Annotated in this window: 14 protein-coding genes; 10 read left to right on the forward strand and 4 right to left on the reverse strand. The window is 68.0% G+C overall.

All coding sequences use genetic code 11. The annotated features are described in order from the left end of the window. Positions 1–49 precede the first annotated feature (49 nt). From ACM6JT_RS04415 to hslU, 5 genes are all read left to right on the forward strand, one after another. Positions 50–1264 (forward strand): class I SAM-dependent rRNA methyltransferase, encoded by a 1215-nt coding sequence (locus ACM6JT_RS04415; RefSeq protein ID WP_414856023.1) that lies wholly within the window; start codon positions 50–52, stop codon positions 1262–1264. 97 nt (positions 1265–1361) lie between these two features. Continuing rightward, positions 1362–2543 (forward strand): CobW family GTP-binding protein, encoded by a 1182-nt coding sequence (locus ACM6JT_RS04420; protein ID WP_414856024.1) that lies wholly within the window; start codon positions 1362–1364, stop codon positions 2541–2543. A gap of 507 nt (positions 2544–3050) precedes the next feature. After that, positions 3051–3467 (forward strand): RNA polymerase-binding protein DksA, encoded by a 417-nt coding sequence (gene dksA, locus ACM6JT_RS04425; RefSeq protein WP_006477498.1) that lies wholly within the window; start codon positions 3051–3053, stop codon positions 3465–3467. Between the two features lie 234 nt (positions 3468–3701). Further along, positions 3702–4238, forward strand: a complete 537-nt coding sequence (gene hslV, locus ACM6JT_RS04430; RefSeq protein WP_006755256.1) for an ATP-dependent protease subunit HslV — start codon at positions 3702–3704, stop codon at positions 4236–4238. Between the two features lie 10 nt (positions 4239–4248). After that, complete coding sequence (gene hslU, locus ACM6JT_RS04435) at positions 4249–5592, forward strand: ATP-dependent protease ATPase subunit HslU (protein ID WP_034179328.1); 1344 nt, start codon at positions 4249–4251, stop codon at positions 5590–5592. 92 nt (positions 5593–5684) lie between these two features. On the opposite strand, the gene ACM6JT_RS04440 is transcribed toward hslU, so the two are convergent. Further along, positions 5685–7757, reverse strand: coding sequence for a hypothetical protein (locus ACM6JT_RS04440; protein WP_414856025.1), 2073 nt, complete (start codon positions 7755–7757; stop codon positions 5685–5687). A 251-nt stretch (positions 7758–8008) separates the two neighbouring features. Between ACM6JT_RS04440 and ACM6JT_RS04445 the strand changes: the two genes are divergently transcribed. Then, on the forward strand, positions 8009–9127 hold the full coding sequence (locus tag ACM6JT_RS04445) for a helix-turn-helix transcriptional regulator (RefSeq protein WP_105389514.1): 1119 nt from the start codon (positions 8009–8011) through the stop codon (positions 9125–9127). Between the two features lie 178 nt (positions 9128–9305). Here the strand turns inward: ACM6JT_RS04445 and ACM6JT_RS04450 are convergent, their stop codons facing one another. From ACM6JT_RS04450 to ACM6JT_RS04460, 3 genes are all read right to left on the reverse strand, one after another. Further along, positions 9306–9848 carry a response regulator transcription factor gene (locus ACM6JT_RS04450; protein ID WP_011546464.1) on the reverse strand — a complete coding sequence of 181 codons (543 nt, stop codon included), beginning with the start codon at positions 9846–9848 and terminating at the stop codon, positions 9306–9308. A 13-nt stretch (positions 9849–9861) separates the two neighbouring features. Then, on the reverse strand, positions 9862–11292 hold the full coding sequence (locus ACM6JT_RS04455) for an ATP-binding protein (protein WP_034179331.1): 1431 nt from the start codon (positions 11290–11292) through the stop codon (positions 9862–9864). A gap of 91 nt (positions 11293–11383) precedes the next feature. Next, positions 11384–11608 carry a cysteine-rich CWC family protein gene (locus ACM6JT_RS04460; RefSeq protein ID WP_414856026.1) on the reverse strand — a complete coding sequence of 75 codons (225 nt, stop codon included), beginning with the start codon at positions 11606–11608 and terminating at the stop codon, positions 11384–11386. 293 nt (positions 11609–11901) lie between these two features. Between ACM6JT_RS04460 and argB the strand changes: the two genes are divergently transcribed. The 4 genes from argB (at position 11902) to ACM6JT_RS04480 (ending at position 17388) form a co-directional block, all read left to right on the forward strand. After that, a complete protein-coding gene (gene argB, locus ACM6JT_RS04465) occupies positions 11902–12801 on the forward strand; it encodes an acetylglutamate kinase (RefSeq protein ID WP_006490510.1) in 900 nt (299 codons plus the stop codon). Beyond that, positions 12798–13589, forward strand: a complete 792-nt coding sequence (locus ACM6JT_RS04470) for a pyrimidine 5'-nucleotidase (RefSeq protein WP_034179333.1) — start codon at positions 12798–12800, stop codon at positions 13587–13589. The genes argB and ACM6JT_RS04470 overlap by 4 nt, the downstream gene beginning before the upstream one ends. Continuing rightward, the gene (gene slmA / locus ACM6JT_RS04475) at positions 13556–14221 is read left to right on the forward strand and encodes a nucleoid occlusion factor SlmA (RefSeq protein WP_034179334.1); all 666 of its coding nucleotides are present in this window, start codon (positions 13556–13558) and stop codon (positions 14219–14221) included. Before ACM6JT_RS04470 ends, slmA begins: the two co-directional genes overlap by 34 nt. Before the next feature lie 230 nt (positions 14222–14451). Beyond that, positions 14452–17388 carry an autotransporter outer membrane beta-barrel domain-containing protein gene (locus tag ACM6JT_RS04480; RefSeq protein WP_414856027.1) on the forward strand — a complete coding sequence of 979 codons (2937 nt, stop codon included), beginning with the start codon at positions 14452–14454 and terminating at the stop codon, positions 17386–17388. Positions 17389–17595: the final 207 nt, after the last annotated feature.

Below are 17595 nucleotides of genomic sequence, written 5' to 3' on the forward strand. Positions count from 1 at the left end.
CGGCGACCGGCAACGGTCGGCGTCGGGCGCGGCCCATTTCGATCCCATCATGCAAACCGTCACACTCAAGCCGTCCAAGGAAAAATCGCTGCTGCGCCGCCATCCGTGGATCTACGCCAATGCGATCGACCGCGTCGACGGCAAGCCCGCGCCCGGCGCAACCGTGATCGTGCGCTCGCACGACGGCCGCTTCCTCGCGCGCGGTGCGTACAGCCCTCAGTCGCAGATCCGCGTGCGCGTGTGGAGCTTCGACGAGAACGAGCCGATCGACCACGCGTTCTTCAAGCGCCGCGTGCAGCGCGCGGTCGCGCACCGCACGACGATGGTGTCCGGCACGGGCGCGGTGCGGCTCGTGTTCGGCGAGGCCGACGGGCTGCCGGGGCTGATCGTCGACTACTACGTCGCGGACACCGCGGAAGCCGGCGCGGCGCCGCGCGGCCAGCTCGTCTGCCAGTTCATGGCCGCGGGCGTCGAAGCGTGGAAGGATGCGATCGTCGCGGCGCTCACCGGCGCGACGGGCTGCCCGAACGTGTACGAGCGCTCGGACGTGTCGATCCGCGACAAGGAAGGGCTCGAACAGACGACCGGCGTGCTGGCCGGCGATGCGCCGCCCGCGACGCTGATCGCGAACGAAAACGGCGTGCGCTATCACGTCGACGTGCCGAACGGCCACAAGACGGGCTTCTACGTCGACCAGCGCGACAACCGCGCGCTCGTCGCGCAGTACGCGGCCGACCGCGACGTGCTGAACTGCTTCTGCTACACGGGCGGCTTCTCGCTCGCGGCACTCAAGGGCGGCGCGAAACGCGTCGTGTCGATCGACTCGTCGGGCGATGCGCTCGCGCTCGGGCAGCAGAACGTCGTCGCCAACGGCTTCGATGCCGAACGCGCGACCTGGCTGGACGCGGATGCATTCAAGACGCTGCGCCGCCTCGTCGACGAAGCCGAGCGTTTCGACCTGATCGTGCTCGATCCGCCGAAGTTCGCGCCGACCCGAGACAGCGTCGATCGCGCGGCGCGCGCGTACAAGGACATCAACCTGAGCGGCTTCAAGCTGCTGCGCCCGGGCGGCCTGCTGTTCACGTACTCGTGCTCGGGCGCGATCGACATGGACCTGTTCCAGAAGATCGTCGCGGGCGCGGCTGCCGACGCGAAGGTCGACGCGCGCATCCTGAAGCGGCTCGGCGCGGGCGTCGATCACCCGCTGCTGGCCGCGTTCCCGGAAGGCGAATATCTGAAGGGCCTGCTGTTGCAAATCGTCTGATCGCCCCGATCTTGGCGGACACCCTGGTCCGCCGGCCCCGCCTGGCGGGCCAGCGCTTTCGCCTGTCGTCCGGACGACGGGCGGGGGCTTGACAGGTATGTTTCAATGGATGGTTGTGCGCCCCGGCTCGCAGCGCGAGGGCGCGACGCACATCCTGGTTTTGACCCCGATTCACGAACCACAGGCGACCGACATGGCCACTCCCGTCACCATCCTTACCGGCTTTCTCGGCAGCGGCAAGACGACGCTGCTCAAGCGCATCCTGAACGAACAGCACGGCATGAAGATCGCCGTGATCGAGAACGAGTTCGGCGAAGAGAACATCGACAACGAAATCCTCGTGCAGGATTCGAACGAGCAGATCATCCAGATGAGCAACGGCTGCATCTGCTGCACGATCCGCGGCGACCTCGCACGCGCGCTCGGCGATCTGGCCGCGAAGAAGCGCGAAGGCAAGCTCGACTTCGACCGCATCGTGATCGAGACGACCGGCCTCGCGAATCCGGGCCCCGTCGCGCAAACCTTCTTCATCGACAGCGAAATCGCCGACGATTTCCTGCTCGACGCGGTCATCACGCTCGTCGACGCGAAACACGCGGACGCGCAACTCGACGAACACGAAGTCGTGCAGCGCCAGGTCGGTTTCGCCGACCGCCTGTTCATCACGAAGTCGGACCTCGTCGACGACCAGACCGTCGCCGACCTCAAGCACCGCCTGATGCACATGAACCCGAGGGCCGCGATCAAGGTCGTGAATTTCGGCGAAGCCGACATCAAGGAAATCTTCGACCTGCGCGGTTTCAACCTGAACGCGAAGCTTGAGATCGACCCCGACTTCCTCGCCGAGGACGATCACGCGCACCATCACCACGATCACGACCATGATCATGATCATGATCACGCCGATTGCGACCACGATCACGGCCAATGCGCGCACGATCACGACCACGGCCACCACCATCACCGCCACGCGCACCACGACGACAAGATCAAGTCGTTCGTGTACCGCAACGACCGCCCGTTCGACCCGAACAAGCTGGAAGACTTCCTCGGCGGCATCCTGCAGATCTACGGCGAGCGGATGCTGCGCTACAAGGGCGTGCTGTTCATGAAGGGCGTCGACCGCAAGGTCGTGTTCCAGGGCGTACACCAGATGATGGGCAGCGACCTCGCCGCCAAGTGGCTGCCGGCCGAAAAGAAGACCAACAAGATGGTCTTCATCGGCGTCGACCTGCCCCAGGACCTGATCACCGACGGCCTCGACGCCTGCCTCGCCTGACACGCGCGGGCGCCGCATTTGCGGCCCTTTTTGGCCCTTTGCGCCCCGCCCGCGCCGCCGCTTTCGCGGCGGCCCCGGCGGCGGCGTGCGGGCAGGGTTTCGCCGTCATCGCTTTTTCGCGATTTGCGCGTTATATTTTCTAGATATTGGCGCAGCCGACGGGGATCGACCCGATACGGCGCCCGCTTGCGATTCAGTTACAATACGTGCCCGCTGGAGTACGGCAACAAACAGGCCCGGTTCTTGCTGAACCAGTTTTCCGGGCATCGCAACCGCGCCGGATCGCCAATCCGCCACCCGGCCGCGGCCGATGCGATCTGCCGCGCAGCACACCGGTTCGCCGCGCGCGCAAATCCGCGCCAGGCCTATCCTGGTATTTGAGAACCGGTTTTCCAGAGGCTTTCGGCCCCGCGGCGGCAAATCGCAAATGATTGCAAGCGCGGTTGCGGGTAATCCCAAAGTGCAGGCAATATCTCTTGATTTGCCGCACATTGAAGAAGCAAGCAGATGACGAAGAAACTCTTGACCGAAGCCGAAATCCTGAAGATGAGCGACAAGGATTACATGAATGAGGATCAGCTCGCCTTCTTCAAAAATCGGCTCGAACAGTTGCAGGCGGACATCCTCAAGAATGCAGGCCAGACGACCGAGAACCTGCGCGAGACGGTGATCGTCCCCGATCCCGCCGATCGCGCGACGATCGAGGAAGAGCACGCGCTCGAGCTGCGCACGCGCGATCGCGAACGCAAGCTCCTCAAGAAGGTTCAGCAGTCGCTCGCCCGCATCGATTCCGGCGATTACGGCTGGTGCGAGGAAACCGGCGAGCCGATCGGCATTCCGCGCCTGCTCGCGCGTCCGACGGCCACGCTGTCGCTCGAGGCGCAGGAGCGCCGCGAGTTGCGCCAGAAGCTGTTCGGCGACTGATCGAGCGGCGTTCCGCTCCGACACGCTGCTTCCCGAAAGCGCGCGGCCTGCCGCGCGCTTTTTGTTTTTCCGGCACCGGTTCCCCACCGGCCGATTTGCCCCCCGCCTCTTGATATCCCCGCGCCCGCCCTAAAATGAAACGGACGCGCGCCGGGCCGCTCCCCGGCGCACTGCGATTCACGCGGCGGCGCCTCGCGCCGCCCGACTCTTCCCCGTTTTTCTCAAGGAACGCAGATGGAGCAATTTCACGGCACGACCATCGTTTCGGTCCGGCGCGGCGACAAGGTCGCGCTCGGCGGCGACGGCCAGGTAACCCTCGGCAACATCGTCATGAAGGGTGGCGCGCGGAAAGTGCGGCGGATCTACAACAACCAGGTTCTGGTCGGATTCGCGGGCGGCACCGCCGATGCGTTCTCGCTGCTCGACCGCTTCGAGGCGAAGCTCGAGAAGCACCAGGGCAACCTGACCCGTGCGGCCGTCGAGCTCGCGAAGGACTGGCGCACCGACCGGATGCTGCGCCGCCTCGAGGCGATGCTGATCACGGCCGATGCGACCACCACGCTCGTGATCACCGGCAACGGCGACGTGCTCGACCCCGAAGGCGGCATCTGCGCGATCGGCTCGGGCGGCGCGTATGCGCAGGCCGCGGCCCGCGCGCTCGCCGAGAACACCGAGCTGTCGCCGCGCGAGATCGTCGAGAAGTCGCTCGGGATCGCCGGCGACATGTGCATCTACACGAACCACAACCGCATCATCGAAACGATCGAGTAAGGACCGCCCCATGAGCACCATGACCCCTGCCGAGATCGTCTCGGAACTCGACAAGCACATCATCGGCCAGAACAAGGCGAAGAAGGCTGTCGCGGTCGCGCTGCGCAACCGCTGGCGCCGCCAGCAGGTCGCCGATCCGCTGCGCACGGAAATCACGCCGAAGAACATCCTGATGATCGGGCCGACGGGCGTCGGCAAGACCGAAATCGCGCGCCGCCTCGCGAAGCTCGCCGATGCGCCGTTCATCAAGATCGAAGCGACCAAGTTCACCGAAGTCGGCTACGTCGGCCGCGACGTCGACAGCATCGTGCGCGACCTGATCGAGATCTCGGTCAAGCAGACGCGCGAATCCGAGATGCGCAAGGTGCGCAGCAAGGCGACCGACCAGGCGGAAGACCGCATCCTCGACATCCTGCTGCCGCAACCGCGCGCGGTGGGCTTCGGCGGCAATGCCGAGCACGCGAACGACGACAACAACGCGACGCGCCAGACGTTCCGCAAGCGCCTGCGCGAAGGCCAGCTCGACGACAAGGAAGTCGAGCTCGACCTCGAGCAGCCGTCGGTCGGCATGGACATCATGGCGCCGCCCGGGATGGAAGAGATGACCGAGCAGATCCGCTCGATGTTCTCGAACCTCGGCAGCGGCAAGAAACAGCGCCGCAAGGTGAAGATCAAGGAAGCGCTGAAGCTGCTGACCGACGAGGAAGCGGCGAAGATGCTCAACGACGAGGAAGTGAAGACGAAGGCCGTGCAGAACGTCGAGCAGAACGGCATCGTGTTCCTCGACGAGATCGACAAGATCACGTCGCGCAACAACGAAGGCAGCGGCGGCGAAGTGTCGCGCCAGGGCGTGCAGCGCGACCTGCTGCCGCTCGTCGAAGGCACGACGATCAACACGAAGTACGGGATGGTGAAGACCGATCACATCCTGTTCATCGCGAGCGGCGCGTTCCACCTCGCGAAGCCGAGCGACCTGATTCCGGAACTGCAGGGCCGCTTTCCGATCCGCGTCGAGCTCGAATCGCTGTCGGTGGAAGACTTCGAGGCGATCCTCGATGCGACCGACGCGAGCCTCGTCAAGCAGTACCAGGCGCTGCTCGCGACCGAGGACGTGCAGCTCGAATTCGCCCGGGACGGCATCCGCCGCCTCGCGGAAATCGCGTATTCGGTCAACGAGAAGACCGAGAACATCGGCGCGCGCCGGCTGTACACGGTGATCGAGAAACTGCTCGAGGAAGTGTCGTTCTCGGCCGGCAATCACGCCGGCGAGTGCGTGACGATCGACGCGACGTATGTCGACCGGGCGCTCGGCGAAGTGGCGCAGGACGAGGATCTGTCGCGCTACGTGCTGTAACGCGGCACCCGGCATCCGACGAAAAACGGGCGGCTCCGCTGGAGTCGCCCGTTTTTTTGGAGCGGGCGCGGCGGCCCGTCGACGCCGGCCTGTCAGCGGTCGTACTCGAGCGACACCGTAAACTGCATGTCGAACGAATCCGACCAGCTCAGATTCGCGAACGAAAAATCGGTACCGCCCGTCCAGCCGGCCACCGACGGAAACGCCACGCCCTGATCGCCCGGCACGTTGAGCGTCACCGCGGTGCCCGGCTGCGCGGGCGCGGCGTGCGCGATCCCGTTGACGAAGACCGCCGAAGCCTGCCCCGCCGGTGTCGCGCGAATCTGCACGTTGCCGCGCTTGACGAACGGCAGCCCCGCTTTCGAGGTCCAGCCGAGCGGGAAGGTCGCGCCACCCGCGAACGTGCTGGCCGTGCCCGGCGTCAGCATGTCGCGCGTCGACTGCGCGGGGTCGTGCCACTGGTACTGGCGCAGCGCGTCGGGCAACGGCGACGGAGTCCGCAGCCGGACCGTATAGCTCTTCGCCGGCGCGGCCGTGCTGCCGTTCTGGTAGAGGTCGACCGTATAGGCGCTGAACGGCTTGATGTCGGCCAGCTCCGCTGCGCTCAATTGCGGCTTCGACCACGCCGTGTTGTTGCGCGGCGCGTCGCCGGGCCACGTGAACACGCCCTGGTTCGCCGGGTCCTGCGCGACGCCGGCCAGCCGATAGTTGTTGCGGCATTGGCCGCTCTTCGCGAGCGCCGCGAGCTGGGCCGGCGTCTGCCCGCTGGCGATCTGCGCGCGGATATTGAGCGTGTCGCACGTGCCGCTCGACGGCTGGAGGAACACGCCGTTGCGCAAGCCCGGGCCCTTGACGATCGCGAAATCCACGGCCTTGCCGGCAGCATCGACGATTCCGACCTGCAGGTTCAGCGAGTCGACGAACGCGTTGGTGCCGGTCGACGGATTGGCCGGATTCAGCCAGTCCCACTTCTGCGCGTTCGCATTCACCTTGCTCAGCACCGCGCGCTGGTTGCCGATCACGCGCCAGCCGGTGTCGCCGCTCGCGCGGGCGCCTTCCTTCACCGCCAGCTGCACATGCTGCTGCATGCCGTCGCGGATGCCGTCCGTGCGCGTCCACGACAGCTTGACCCACATCGTGTCGCCGGCGATCACGCGAATCACTTCCGGCAGGCTGAAGCTCGCATTGTTCATCGCGTCGTCAGCCACGATGCCCGGCGCCGTCCCGAACTCCTGTTGCACCGACATCCCGTTGTTGAGGTAGGCCGGGTACGCGCCGGCGTTCAACGCGCCGGGCGCGACGTCGTCGACGACGAGCTGGCTGCAGGCCGGCACGCCGCCGCCGAGACGCGCGGCGGCGGTGGTGCCGGCGAAGCAGTGGTTGAACGCGGCCTGCAGCGACGCGAGATCGCTGGCGCTCGGCAGGTTCGACAGCGGCACGCCGTCGATGGTCGCGACGGCCGGCAGGCTGGCCTTGTCGCCGGCTTGCGGTGCGACGCCGGGCGCGAGCTGAAGCTGTGCGGGCGTATCGCTCGACGTGCCCGCCACCGAGCTGATCTGCACGCCGCCGTCCGGCAGCACGTTGACCTTCAACTGGTCGAGCAGCCGGTCGAGCCCGGGCGCGCCGGCGGTCAGCGGCCCGGCGATCAGGTCGGCGCCGGTGTTGCCGGTCGCGGCCAGCATGTCGGCCAGCGCGGCGGAGTAGGCCTGCACGGTGCCGGCGACGGCCTGCGCCGTCACCTTGCTCTGCAGCAGTCCGGTGTTGCCCAGCAATTTCGTGGGATTGTCGCCGACGATCGTGGCGGCGATCGCATTCGTGAGCGGCGTGATGTTGATCGTCTGCGTGCCCGCGGTGGCGCTGAGCGAGATCAGCGTCGCCTGCGAATCGGCGACATTGCCGACGGCCGACAGCGCGAAGGGCGCGGTCATGCCGGTCACCGTGCAACGGAACGCGCCGGTGGTCGCGTCGGCCGGACAGTCGGCCGATTTGCCCGTCGCGTCGACGAGCGTGACGATCGCGCCCTGCATCGCGGCACCCGCCGCCGCGACGCCGCTGACCGTCTGCGCGGCCGGCGGCGGCGAGCCGCCGGACGACGAATCGCTGCCGCCCCCGCAAGCAGTCAGGATCAGTGCGGCGATACCGAGTACGACAGGTGTGCGTTTCATTGTTTTTCCCCGAGGACCTTCTGGTTATTGCGTGACATACGCGTCGCGCACGCACGCTGAATGGCGGGGATTCTCGCAAAACCGATTTTCCGGATCATCATCCAGGTAGATGAAAATCGCGATCGCGCATGCCCCTGTTCGCAAAGGACCTGTGATAGCCTGACCAAACATTCGGGGTTCGAAGCAAATCATCAGACCAAAGACCGATGCGCCGCGATTGCCACGCGAGCCAACGGGAGCGGGGAAGAACAATGCAAAGGGACCACCTCATCGGCGACCTCTATGAGGCCGCGCTGCGCCCGGACGGCTTTCTCGAAGTCTTTCATCAGGTATCCGAATCACTCGGCGCAAACGTTTTTCACATGTTCAGCTGGGATTCCGCGCGCAATGCGCCGCAGTTCTCGATCTACTCCCCGCGCGCGGAACTGGAAAGTGTCGTCGCGCTCTACGACCAGTACTACGGCGCACTCGATCCGCGCCGCAGCTTTGTCGAGCAGGCACCGCTCGGGCAATTCGTCTGCTGTCAGGATCACCTCACCGAGCAGGATGTCGCGCGCAGCGAATTCTTCCAGGACTACCAGATTCCGTCAGGCATTCGTTATCTGATGGGTGTCCGCCTGGCGCGCCCGGGCGGCGACGACATCCTGCTCGGGTTGCTGAGGGCTTGCGGCCGCCCGCCTTACTCGCCCGAGGAACGCACGGCGCTGTCGGGCATGGCCGGGCATCTGCAACGCGCGATCAACCTCTGGCAGGACGCGAACGTGCTGCACCGCGACGCCGCGCTCGGCGCCGAACTGATGGAAGAGCTGGGTCTGGCCGTGTTCGCGCTGGACCGGCATGCGCGCGTCGTCTTCGTCAATCGGGCGGCGGAATCGATGTTGCGCGCGACGACCTGCCTCAAGCTCGAGCATGGACACCTGAGTGCTGCGAGCGCGCCGCACAACGATGCGCTGAAGGCCGCGCTGGCACGCGTCGCGAAGACCCGCAACGGCGAGAGCCTCGCGCTGGCGGGCTCGCTGGACGGCGCCCACGAAATCTTTCTCGGCATCGCCGCGCTGGCCGGGCCGGCGCTCCATGCCGCGTTCGGCGGCGCGACGCTGCTCGTGACGGCCAGACGGCGAAGCGCCGCGCCGCTCGTCGTCGCGCAACAACTGCGGCAGGCGTTCGGCCTGTCGAGTGCCGAAGCCGCGGTGGCGGAGGCGTTGATCGGCGGCAAAACGCCCGAGGAATGCGCGGCGAGCGCCCGGGTATCGCTCGCCACCATCCGCACCCAGTTGCGCGCGATCTACGAGAAAACGCATTCGCGAAACCAGGCCGAGGCGGTGGGAAGAATGCTGTGGGTGCTTCCGCAGCGCCCACGCGAAAACTGACGCAACGAATCGGCAAGTGTCGCGCACCCGGCCGCCGGTGCGCTCCCGCGGTGATCCTCGCAGCGAACCGCTACCGCCTGCGTCCGAAGCGACGGCTGCGGCAGCGGCAGCGGGCGCGCGACCCGACGCCTGCGCCCTCGCGCGAACGGCCTGCCGCGCGAAACCGCGCGCGCCGGACTTACTGCCGCACCGGCTTCTTCGCGAGCTTGCGCTGCAGCGTGCGGCGGTGCATGTTCAGCGCGCGCGCGGTCGCCGAGATGTTGTTGTTGTTCTCCGCGAGCACGCGCTGGATGTGCTCCCATTCGAGCCGGTCGACCGACAGCACGACCGGGTTCTCGAGCGCCTCGTCGGCCTGCACTTCGGTCGCGTTGGTCTGCAGCGCGGCCAGGATCGATTCGACGTTCGCGGGCTTCGCGAGATAGTTGTCGGCGCCTTCCTTCACCGCCTGCACGGCGGTCGCGATGCTCGCATAGCCGGTCAGCACCAGAATCCGCGCATCGGGCTGCAGGTCGCACAGCGGCGCAATCAGGCTCAGGCCCGAATCCTCGCCGAGATGCAGGTCGACGGTGATGAACTGGAACTTGCCGCCCGCGGCGAGCCTGAGCGCCGTCTCCTTGTCGTGCGCCTGCTGGACCGCATAACCGCGGCGCTCGAGGCCGCGCGCGAGCGTGCCCGCGAACACCTCGTTGTCGTCGATCACCAGGAAATTGTTCTCGCTCATGTGGTTTCTCCGTCTACGTGTTGGTTGAGGCGGCCAGCGCCGCGACGCGCACGACCGGCAGGCGCAGCACGGCCCGCGTGCCGCGTCCGGCGGCTGCACCGGCCGCGCGGCTGTCCGGCGTGCCGGCCGTTCGTTCTGCCATGCGTTCGCCCGCGCGTTGACTCGCGCGTTGGCCCGATACGGCAGCGGCCTGGCCATTCGCCGCACCGCCGGCCCGCCCGTTGCCGCCCGTCGCGCGCGGCGTGACATCGGACAGCTCGATCGCGCCGCCGAGCCGCGCGGCCGCACTGAACGCGAGATACAGGCCGACCCCGTGCCCGCCCTGCGTGCTGTCGACCGGCATCGCGCCGAGCGACTCGCGCAGCGCGGCCGGAATGCCGGGCCCGTCGTCGCATACCTCGAATTCGATCTCGTCGGCCGCGCGGTCGTGCGCGACCTTCGCGGCCAGCGTCACGCGCTGCGGGCTCGCGCGCGCGGCGTTGTCGAGCAGGATCGTCAGGATCTGGCCGGCCGCGACCGTGTCGTCGAGCGCGACGCCCGCCGGACGCGCGCCGAGCAGCTCGAACTGCACGTGCGGATGCCGCAGGCGCCAGTGCTCGACGAACGTGTCGAGCCAGTCGTCCACCGGCTGGCGGCTCGCGGGCGCGCTCGCGCGGCTGCGCAGGCGCGCGAGCGCCGACGTGCAGAGCGTCATCTGTTCCTCGAGCACCTTCAGGTCGGCCTCGTAGCGGGCGAGCCCCGGATCGGCGCGCGCCGCGTCGCGCAATTCCTCGGCGAGCATCGCAATCGTCGACAGCGGCGTGCCCATCTCGTGCGCGACGGTGGCGGCCTGCACGCCGAGCGCGACCGCCCGCTCGTCGCGCAGCAGGTGCTGCTGCGCTTCGCCGAGCGCCGCATCGCGCTGGCGCAGCGCATTCGACATGCGCGCGACGAACCACGCGATGAGCCCGACGCTGACCATGAAGTTCGCCCACATCCCGGTGCGGTAGTAGTCGAACAGGTTCGCGGGATTGTCCATGTTGAGCGGCACCGAATCGAAGCCGAGCGCCGCGTAGCACGCGACCGCGAACGCCGCGAGCCAGATCATCAGGTGCCACGGCAGCACGGCCGCCGCGATCGCGAGCGACGGCAGGTACAGCGACACGAACGGGTTGGTCGTGCCGCCCGACAGGAACAGCAGCGCGGACAGCGCGCCGAGGTCGACCCACAGCTGGCCGAGCAGCTCGAAATTGGTTTCCGGCCGCGCGCGCAGCACGCGCACCCAGGTCAGCGCGTTGAAAACGATTTCGAGCGCGATGACCATCAGCATCGCCGGCAGCGGCAGATGCACGCCGAAATAGGTCTGCACGACGCCGATCGTCACGAGCTGGCCGACGATCGCAAGATTGCGGAGCCAGAACAGGTGACTGAGGTTGACGCGCCCGGTGGTGGTGATTCGTTGCATCCGGGCAGTTTACCCGTTTAGCGGGCGGCGCCTCCAGCGGGGCCGGATCGGAGCGGGCGACCGGGGCGCCCCGCATGCCCGGCCGGCGCCGTCAGCCGGCCGCGCCGGCCATGCGCCGCGCGATCTCGTCGGCCAGGCACTCGGGGCACCGGCAGCGTATGCCGGCCGCGGGCTGCGTGCCGCCGGGCAGCGCCGGCATCGACGCGCACCAGCAGTCGAACGGCTGCGTGTGCGCGCCGCAGTCGAAGCCGCGCCCGCAGTGCGGGCAGCGCGCGCGGCGCGGGGCGGAACGGGCGTCGGCGGCGGAATCGGTCATGGCGCAATCGCGGAAACGGGCGTGAAGTCGCCCCACGCGACAAGCATAGCGCGGCGCACGGATTTTGCGCGCCGGCCTCCCGGCCGAGGTGCGTCGCGAGCGCACGCGAACCTGCCCGCCGCCGCCGTCCGCGCATCGTCGCCCGCATCGCGCAGCGCCATAGCCGGCGGGCCGCCGCGTGCGGTGTCCGAGCCGCGCCGCCAGCGCTCCGGCCCACCCAAAAACCGATGCTGCGCTGCGCCACTCCTGTACAATTCGCCGTGTTTCAACCGTTCCCAGCCTGAGCCGCCGCCATGTCCGAGCCCATCGACCTCTCGCAGATCGCCCCCACGCTGAAAGCAGAAATCCTCGCCGAGGCACTGCCGTACATCCGCCGCTACCACGGCAAGACCGTGGTCATCAAATACGGCGGCAACGCGATGACGGAAGAGCGGCTCAAGCAAGGCTTCGCGCGCGACGTGATCCTGCTGAAACTGGTCGGCATCAATCCGGTGATCGTCCACGGCGGCGGTCCGCAGATCGATCATGCGCTGAAGAAGATCGGCAAGGCCGGCACCTTCATCCAGGGCATGCGCGTCACCGACGAAGAGACGATGGAAGTCGTCGAATGGGTGCTGGGCGGCGAAGTGCAGCAGGACATCGTGATGCTGATCAACCACTTCGGCGGCCACGCGGTGGGCCTGACGGGCAAGGACGGCGGCCTGATCCACGCACGCAAGCTGCTGATGCCGGACCGCGACAACCCGGGCCAGTACATCGACATCGGCCAGGTCGGCGAAGTCGAGGCGATCAACCCGGCAGTCGTGAAGGCGCTGCAGGACGACGCGTTCATCCCGGTGATCTCGCCGATCGGCTTCGGCGAAGACGGCCTGTCGTACAACATCAACGCGGACCTCGTCGCGGGCAAGCTCGCCACGGTGCTGAACGCCGAGAAGCTGCTGATGATGACCAACATCCCCGGCGTGATGGACAAGGACGGCAACCTGCTGACCGATTTGTCCGCGCGCGAGATCGACGCGCTGTTCGAGGACGGCACGATCTCCGGCGGCATGCTGCCGAAGATCTCGTCGGCGCTCGACGCGGCGAAGAGCGGCGTGAAGTCGGTGCACATCGTCGACGGCCGGATCGAACACTCGGTGCTGCTGGAAATCCTGACCGAGCAGCCGTTCGGCACGATGATCCGCTCGCATTGAGCGCGCGCCGCAAGACCGCCAGCCCCGACCTGCCGGCGCCGCTGCGGCGCCGGCGCATCTCGCGCAGCCGGCCGCGCGCTGGCGCGCCCGTCTGGCTGTTCGATCTCGACAACACGCTGCACCACGCATCGCACGCGATCTTTCCCGAGATCAACCGCGCGATGACGCAATACATCATCGACACACTCAACGTCGAACGCGCCGAAGCCGACCGCCTGCGCACCGGCTACACGCAGCGCTACGGCGCCGCGCTCCTCGGCCTCACGCGCCATCATCCGATCGATCCGCACGACTTCCTGCGCGCGGTCCACACGTTCACCAACCTTCCCGCCATGGTGCGCGCCGAGCGCGGCCTTGCGCGCATCGTCGCCGCGCTGCCGGGCCGCAAGTTCGTGCTGACCAACGCGCCGGAGAACTACGCGCGCGCGGTGCTGCGCGAACTGCGCATCGAACGGCTGTTCGAGCGCGTGATCGCGATCGAGCATATGCGCGACCGCCGCACGTGGCGCGCGAAGCCCGACCACACGATGCTGCGCCGGACGCTGCGCGCCGCGCATGCTCGCTTTTCGGATGCGATCCTCGTCGAGGATACGCGCGACCACCTGAAGCGCTACAAGCGTCTCGGCATCGGCACGGTATGGATCACCGGCCACCTGCCCGGCCATTTGCCGGGCACCGGGCGCCCGCATTATGTCGACCAGCGGATTCGTTCGTTAAAATCGCTGCGACTGGGCACACGATCGGGGCGACAGAAATGCAGCCGACTTACCCGCAGGACCAAGCCGTAACGGAAGGCCAGGCCACACCCGCCCGCCCGCGCCCGAAGCCGGGCGAGCGCCGCGTGATGATCCTGCAGACGCTCGCGACGATGCTCGAGGCACCGAAGCGCGAGAAGATCACGACGGCCGCGCTCGCGGCCCGGCTCGACGTGTCGGAAGCCGCGCTGTACCGCCATTTCCCGAGCAAGGCGAAGATGTACGAAGGGCTGATCGAGTTCATCGAGCAGTCGCTGTTCGGCCTCGTCAACCAGATCGTCGCGAAGGAGCCGAACGGCGTGCAGCAGGCGCGCACGATCGCGCTGACGATGCTCAATTTCGCCGCGAAGAACCCGGGGATGACGCGCGTCCTGACGGGCGAGGCGCTGGTCGGCGAGGACGAGCGGCTCACCGAGCGCGTGAACCAGTTGCTCGACCGCATCGAAGCGACCGTCAAGCAGTGCCTGCGGGTCGCGCGCACCGAAGCAAATGCGCCGCCGGACGGCGCGGCGCCGTTCGCGCTGCCGGCCGATTACGATCCGGCCGCCCGCGCGAGCCTGCTCGTCAGCTACGTGATCGGCAGATGGCACCGCTTTGCGAAGGGCGGGTTCCAGAAGCCGCCCGGCGAGCAGGCCGACGCGCATTTGCGGCTGATCCTGCAGTAGCGCCGCGCCTGCCCCTGTCCGGCAACGCACACCGGTTTCGCGCATTCGACGCCGGACGGTGCGGCCGCTCCGCCCCGTCGGCTCGCACCTTCCCGCCTGCTTCTGCCGGCAGCGAATGCCCCCCGCGAATTCGAACTCGTCCAATTTCACACCGCCGTCTCACGAGTTAAATTTATCTACCATAGATAAATTCAGGTGAAATGGTGAATCGCAGATTCCGACATTCCCGGATGAGGGCAGCCCGACGCCTCGCCCATTCGGCATTGCTTGCGGGGGCGGCAATACCATGGCCGTCGGCCGCGCAGGTGACCAACGGCGGGCCGCAACAGGCTGACGGCGTCGCGCTTGAAATCGCACCGGGCGAATATTCGACGACACAACCGGGCAAGGCCGTGCTTTCCGCCGTCAATGGCGGCACGCTGGTGACGACCGACAAGACGCGCGTGTTCTCCACCGCCTATTTCGCGGCGGGCGCGGCCGCGCTAGGCGCCGGCTCGAGCGTCACGCTGAACGATACTGAAATCCGCACCCGCGGCACCTCCAGTGCCGGCATCGACATCCGATACGGCGGCAGCGCGAGCGCGGAACGCATCTCGATCGATACCGACGGCGATTATTCGCACGGTGCGTCCGTCTACAGCGCCGACAGCCGGCTCCGCATCGCCGACAGCGTCATCGTCACGCGGGGCAAGGAGGCGTATGGCATCCTGGCGAACTACGTGCCGGGCGGCGTCATCGACGTCGCCGACACGCTGATTCGCACCAGCGGCCTGTATGCCCATGGCGTGGCCATCAGCTACGACGGCGTCCGTGCGACGCTGAATCGCACGGGTATCCGGACCGATGGCGACTATGCGTCGGCGCTGTACCTGCCGAACGCGTCCGCGGTCTCATTCGCCGACAGCCGCCTCGAAACCGCTGGCGATTACGCGCTCGGCGTGGACACCCGCGAAGGGCGCGTCGAACTCGCGCGCACGCAAGTCGTCACGCATGGCCGCAGCGCACACGGGCTGTATGCGTCGATGGAATATACCGACACCCCGACCATCGACGCGATCGATACGCAGGTGACAACCACCGGCGCCCGTTCGGTCGGCGCACTGGCCCGGCTCGGCGGCCGGGTCACGATGACACGCGGCGGCATCGTGACGACCGGCGAGCGCGCGCGCGGTGCGATGTCCGCCGGCACGGGGTCGGTTGCGTCGCTCGTCGACGCAACCGTCGAGACGCACGGCAACGAGGCCGCAGCGCTCCATGCAAGCGCCGGCGGCAGCATCGACCTGCTGCGCACCGATGCCCGCGCGACCGGCGACGCCGCGCCTGCCGCGAGCGTCCACGGCGGCAGGCTGACGGCCGACGGCGGCTCGCTCTTCAGCGAACGGCATGCGGCCATCGACGCGTCCGACGCCGAGGTCACGCTGCAGAACGGCGCCCGCGCCGCCAGCGGCAACGGCACGCTGCTGTCGGTCCGGGCCCAGTCGGGCGCGCCCGTGCGCCTGACGCTCGGCACCGGCGCGCAAGCGGCGGGCGACATCGTGAACCAGCCGACCGACGACGGCAGCCCGACCTCCGCCGTGACCGACGTCGCGCTGTCCGGTGCGTCGACATGGCGCGGCGCAACGGACGCCGTCCGCACGCTGTCGCTCGATACCGACAGCCGCTGGATCGTCACCGCCGATTCGTCGGTCGGATCCGTCGCGCTGAACGACTCGACGATCGCATTCGCAGCGCCGGACGCCGGCACGCCGCCCGCGCCGCGCACGCTCGTCGTCAACGGCGACTACGCGGCCCGCAACGGCAAGCTGGTCATCCATACCGCGCTGCGCGACGACGCGTCGCCCACCGACCGGCTCGTGATCGACGGCGGCCACGCGTCCGGCCATACCGGGGTCGTCGTGAAGCGCACGAGCGGCGAAGGCGCGCAGACGACGGTCGGCATCCCGATCGTCGAAACCCGCAACGGCGGCACCACCGATGCCGCGGCCTTCGCGCTCGACGCGGCATCGGACGGCTACCGGCAGGGCTTCGGCACGCTGTCCGCCGGCGGCTACGACTACATGCTCAAGCGCGGCGGGAACGGCGGTCGGCCGGACGACTGGCATCTGGTCTCCGCCGCGAAACCCGAACCGCCTTCGCCACCCGGCCTCGTCGACCCCGATCCGCCGGTCCAGCCGGAAATCGAGCCGCCGCCGCAGCGCGCCGCCGCACCGGAGCCCGACGCGTATCTGGCGAACGCCGACGCGGCGGCCACGATGGCGATCCATACGTTGCACCAGCGCGAAGACAGCTCGCTGCGCGCGACGGAGGCGGCACCGCGCGCGCTCGACGGCGCCGTCTGGCTGCGCGCCGAGGGGCAGTTCATGTCGATGTCGGGCGGTGCGCGCAGCGTATCGGGCAACGGCCGCCTGATTCATGCGGGCGCCGACCTGTTCCGGTTCGACGACGGCCGCGGCGGCAGCGTACGCATCGGCGCGATGGGCCTGTACGGCAGCCAGACGAACTGGTCGACGCGGCCGCTGTGGAACCCGATCGAACAGCGCATGACGAACGCCACCGCGCGCGGCAGCGTATCGGGCTACAACGCGGGGCTGTACGGCACCTGGTACGGCAACCGCGACATCCTGTCGGGCCCGTACGTCGATGCGTGGGTCATGTATGGCGCGTATGCGAACCACGTCGGCGGCAGCCTCGCCGGCGATTCCTATCGCTCGCGCACCGTCACGGGTTCGCTCGAGGCCGGCCATTCGTTCCTGTTCCACCGCAGCGGCGACACGCGCTTCTTCGTCGAACCCGAAGCGCAGCTCGTCGTGACGGACTACCGCGCGGCCGCGCACGCCGCGCCGGGCGGCCGGCTCGACACGCAGCGCTCGACCGACGTGCTGACCCGCGTCGGCGTGCGCGTGCACGGCGTGACGGCAATGTCGTCCGGCCGCGAGCTTCGGCCGTTCATCGAAGCGAACTGGTGGCACGGCCCGGGGTCGCGCTCGCTGGCGCTCGACGGCAACGCGTTCTCGTTCAGCGTCCCGCGCGATCGAGTGGCACTCCGGATCGGCGCCACCGGACAGATCGCCAGGCGCTTCGCCGTCTCGGCCAGCATCGGCGTGGAAGGCAACCTGTCCGACTACTCGGTGGTCAAGGGGCAACTCGCGGCGAAATACCGCTGGTGACGCAGCCGCCGGCGGCGGGCGGGGGAAATTCGCGCGATCCGGATTTCCGCTATACTTTGCCGACCTGCAGCCCCCTCGGCGGCAGGTCGGAAGCGCGCCGATTTGCTGACTCGATTGCGGGCGCGCGAACCGGCCGGAGCCTTGATTTTGTCTTTGCCCCGGCGGTTCACTACAAATGCGGCTAAAGAGGTCGTCAGCCGCGCATCT

It is taken from the genome of Burkholderia sp. IT-111MI5, from assembly GCF_949752865.1.
Classification (GTDB): domain Bacteria; phylum Pseudomonadota; class Gammaproteobacteria; order Burkholderiales; family Burkholderiaceae; genus Burkholderia; species Burkholderia pyrrocinia_C.

Bases quoted from the DNA above. Each gene is read 5' to 3' on its own strand.
- dksA (WP_006477498.1), top strand. From the start codon at position 3,051: ATGACGAAGAAACTCTTGACCGAAGCCGAAATCCTGAAGATGAGCGAC.
- argB (WP_006490510.1), top strand. From the start codon at position 11,902: ATGTCCGAGCCCATCGACCTCTCGCAGATCGCCCCCACGCTGAAAGCA.
- ACM6JT_RS04480 (WP_414856027.1), top strand. From the start codon at position 14,452: ATGAGGGCAGCCCGACGCCTCGCCCATTCGGCATTGCTTGCGGGGGCG.
- slmA (WP_034179334.1), top strand. From the start codon at position 13,556: ATGCAGCCGACTTACCCGCAGGACCAAGCCGTAACGGAAGGCCAGGCC.
- ACM6JT_RS04450 (WP_011546464.1), bottom strand. From the start codon at position 9,848: ATGAGCGAGAACAATTTCCTGGTGATCGACGACAACGAGGTGTTCGCG.
- ACM6JT_RS04420 (WP_414856024.1), top strand. From the start codon at position 1,362: ATGTTTCAATGGATGGTTGTGCGCCCCGGCTCGCAGCGCGAGGGCGCG.
- ACM6JT_RS04460 (WP_414856026.1), bottom strand. From the start codon at position 11,608: ATGACCGATTCCGCCGCCGACGCCCGTTCCGCCCCGCGCCGCGCGCGC.
- ACM6JT_RS04440 (WP_414856025.1), bottom strand. From the start codon at position 7,757: ATGAAACGCACACCTGTCGTACTCGGTATCGCCGCACTGATCCTGACT.
- ACM6JT_RS04415 (WP_414856023.1), top strand. From the start codon at position 50: ATGCAAACCGTCACACTCAAGCCGTCCAAGGAAAAATCGCTGCTGCGC.
- ACM6JT_RS04455 (WP_034179331.1), bottom strand. From the start codon at position 11,292: ATGCAACGAATCACCACCACCGGGCGCGTCAACCTCAGTCACCTGTTC.
- hslV (WP_006755256.1), top strand. From the start codon at position 3,702: ATGGAGCAATTTCACGGCACGACCATCGTTTCGGTCCGGCGCGGCGAC.
- hslU (WP_034179328.1), top strand. From the start codon at position 4,249: ATGAGCACCATGACCCCTGCCGAGATCGTCTCGGAACTCGACAAGCAC.
- ACM6JT_RS04445 (WP_105389514.1), top strand. From the start codon at position 8,009: ATGCAAAGGGACCACCTCATCGGCGACCTCTATGAGGCCGCGCTGCGC.